The following is a 2666-nucleotide window of genomic DNA, read 5'->3' as shown; positions in this document are numbered from 1 at the left end:
GGGGCCGACAGTTTCAACCTGAGGAACATATTCAATTTAACATAATATAGATTACGCGCAATTCGTCGGCAGCTCGGCCGCTGGCTGCGCGGCTTTCGCGCTTTCCTGGCCATCATTTTGTTTGCCCCGGGCTGCACGACCACCAGCCAGGAACTCGCCTGGCAATCCCTACACGCCGTAGACGTGGCCCAGACCGTCAACGGCCCCGCCGGCGATCCCTGTTACTACGAAGCCGACCGGCTGACGGCGGCGCTGATCGGCGAGCAACCGTCGAAGTCCGAGGCACTGGCCTGGGGCTTCGCCGCCGCCGGCGTACACGCGGGCGGCACTCGGCCGCTATGACGCGCCGCGCTGGGTGCAGATCGGCTGGCAGGCGCTCACCTTCGCCAACACGGCGCACGCGGTCGTTTCCAACCACCAGGCCGGCATCCGCCCACAAGGCGACAACAAACCCGTACACGGCTGCCAGTAAATCTGCGCATTCCGTCACAACGCGGCGGCGCCGCCCGTCCGTAAGATTTCCGGCCTCGGAGGAAACCTAAAGATGCTAAGTATTCAGAAAACCGGCCCGGGGATCGTGCATGTCTGCTATCCGCCCAACTATCGCGCACCAATTGGCGTGACGGAGCTGGCCGCCCTACTTGATGTAACAGAAAACACCATCCACCGCTGGTGCCGGGGGGACGCGATCCCGCGCACGGCTCGGCTGGCGATGGAGTCGGCCGTGATCGGCCTCATTCACTGCACCGGCTGGGAGCTGGCGCACTTTGCCGTTGATCGTGAAGGGGTCGGCCGGCTGTATATCCACAACCACGCGCGCGGCTTTGCGTGCAGCCAGGTCGAAGCCTGGGGCCACGTCTATTCGCACCGTGATGCGCTGCAGCGCGAGCTGTCCGCGATGGAAATCAAGCTGGCATTGATGGAAGCCGGCCGGCAGACGGCGGCGCCAGCGTGCCGATTCAGCCCCAGAGCAGCGCCCCGGCGACCAGCACCACCGCGCCCACGGCTGCTAGGGTGATCCCCAGCGCCGCCCGGTCGCCCAGGTCGAGCGTCAGGCTAACTCGCGTTTGTAGTTTTAGGCGCACTCGCCACGGCCGCCACTGCGTTGGCCAGTTCGGAATTGTGCTTCAGGGTGGTTTCGATCACGACTAGCCGGCGGTCGAATTTCCACATGATGAGCACTAGCGCCATCATGGAAAGATTGCCGCCCGCCGATAGCAGCTCAAGGAAGGAAATATCCATTCAGCTCGCCTCGCGGCTGCGCTGATACACGCGCCAGATCACGAAGCCGATGCCCGCCCAAACGGCCAGGCGCACCGGACGTGAATCTAGAAAGCTGGTGGCGGCCGTGCCGCGCGGTATCCGGCTCACGCCATCCACTCCCACCAGGCGCCAGGGTTAAGCGTGAGGCGGATCAAACTCAATATGGACATGGGTAGCCTCTAAAACAACGTCGAAATCAGAAGGCAACGCGGCCCGAATGGCGCGCGCCTGCCGCTCAGCCAGGGCCAGGTCGATAAAGTGCACGCCGCCGAACTGATCCACATGCCGATCCAGGCGCCGCACGTCCACGGCCAACCCTTCAAAGTGCAAGCTGCCCTCTCCGTGCTCGCCTTCCAAGCCGCTGGTGATTGTGGTCGGCTCACCGCTCAGCTCCAGGGCCACGGAGTTAGCTACGTGCACGGCCGGGACCATTTCCGGCTCCAGGCCGTCGAGCTGCACGCCGTCTTTCACCAGCGCCTTTGCCGGTCGAGAAACCAACGCCAGGCCCAGCCCAGCCAGGCCGGCGAATAGTGCCAGCTCGCGCATTTGCATCAACGGGTCGCCAGACGCTTCAGAATCCATTCGCGCGAGCGTCGAAAGGTGTTTATCCCTTGATCCGCCGCATAGGCGCGTAGCTCATTCCAGGGAAGCGCCTGATAGTCGGGGGCACTCTCCCCTGCCCTGGCGGCCGCTTTCGCGGCTCGTGCGGCGTGGCGGATGGCTCGTTTCTGTGCTGCGTTCATCATTGGTCTCCGAAGCAAAGGGCCTGGCCGCCGGAATCCGCGAGCGTCGCTGACGTGTCGCGCATACTGATTTGCCAGGATGTTGAATTCTGAATGCCCCGCCCCTGGCAAAACCCCTGGCTGTCATTCATGCACACGCACGTCGGGGTCGATCCGAATAGTCCTGAATCAAAGTCGATAGTGAAATTTCCCGTGCCGGTATCGTCGGTTATCGAGCAGTTTTTGCTGGCGAGCGTGGACAACCCCCCCGAAAAACTCCAACGGATTGTGCAGGCTTTTATGGGAAACGAATCGCCAAAGGTTTCGGCGCCGGTCGCGCCGCCGTCCGGGTCCAGCACAAGCATGTTTTCAGTCTGGCCGCTGACATTCTCGGCCGATAGGCGCAGCTCATGCCCGTGGCCCTGGCTCCACAAGCGGGTATAGCCCAGCGCGTCACTAAATCCCAACTGCATCATTGTGGTGCCGGCATTGTTGGCCGTGAAAACTAGTCGCAGGTCGCAGTCAGTGCCGACCGTGCAGGTATCGAAAATGTAGGCTGACCCCTCCGTGATGAAATACGGGCCAGTGACCGAGCCAAAGACGGCCGGCGTTCCACCGTCACCGGCGCCGCTATGGTCATGGTCGCGGAGTCCGAAAAAGCTGGCCGCCTCGGCCGGCGCC

6 protein-coding genes are annotated in these 2666 nt (G+C 62.9%); 2 read left to right on the top strand and 4 right to left on the bottom strand.

The window, feature by feature from the left end:
• Nucleotides 1-183 precede the first annotated feature (183 nt).
• On the top strand, nt 184-342 hold the full coding sequence (locus K5880_RS23115) for a hypothetical protein (protein ID WP_297658365.1): 159 nt from the start codon (nt 184-186) through the stop codon (nt 340-342).
• Between the two features lie 202 nt (nt 343-544).
• Nucleotides 545-1018 carry a hypothetical protein gene (locus tag K5880_RS23110; RefSeq protein WP_297658361.1) on the top strand — a complete coding sequence of 158 codons (474 nt, stop codon included), beginning with the start codon at nt 545-547 and terminating at the stop codon, nt 1016-1018.
• Nucleotides 1019-1056: 38 nt separating this feature from the next.
• On the opposite strand, the gene K5880_RS23105 is transcribed toward K5880_RS23110, so the two are convergent.
• From K5880_RS23105 to K5880_RS23090, 4 genes are all read right to left on the bottom strand, one after another.
• On the bottom strand, nt 1057-1242 hold the full coding sequence (locus K5880_RS23105) for a hypothetical protein (protein WP_297658358.1): 186 nt from the start codon (nt 1240-1242) through the stop codon (nt 1057-1059).
• On the bottom strand, nt 1243-1371 hold the full coding sequence (locus K5880_RS23100; protein WP_297658355.1) for a hypothetical protein: 129 nt from the start codon (nt 1369-1371) through the stop codon (nt 1243-1245).
• A 27-nt stretch (nt 1372-1398) separates the two neighbouring features.
• Complete coding sequence (locus tag K5880_RS23095) at nt 1399-1845, bottom strand: hypothetical protein (protein ID WP_297658352.1); 447 nt, start codon at nt 1843-1845, stop codon at nt 1399-1401.
• 160 nt (nt 1846-2005) lie between these two features.
• Nucleotides 2006-2666: hypothetical protein (locus K5880_RS23090; protein WP_297658349.1), on the bottom strand; the 661-nt coding region annotated here is incomplete at its 5' end.

This window comes from Hydrogenophaga sp., assembly GCF_025699295.1.
Classification (GTDB): domain Bacteria; phylum Pseudomonadota; class Gammaproteobacteria; order Burkholderiales; family Burkholderiaceae_C; genus Hydrogenophaga.
The sequence above is the reverse complement of the archived record's forward strand: the minus strand, read 5'-3'. Positions and strand labels throughout refer to the sequence as shown.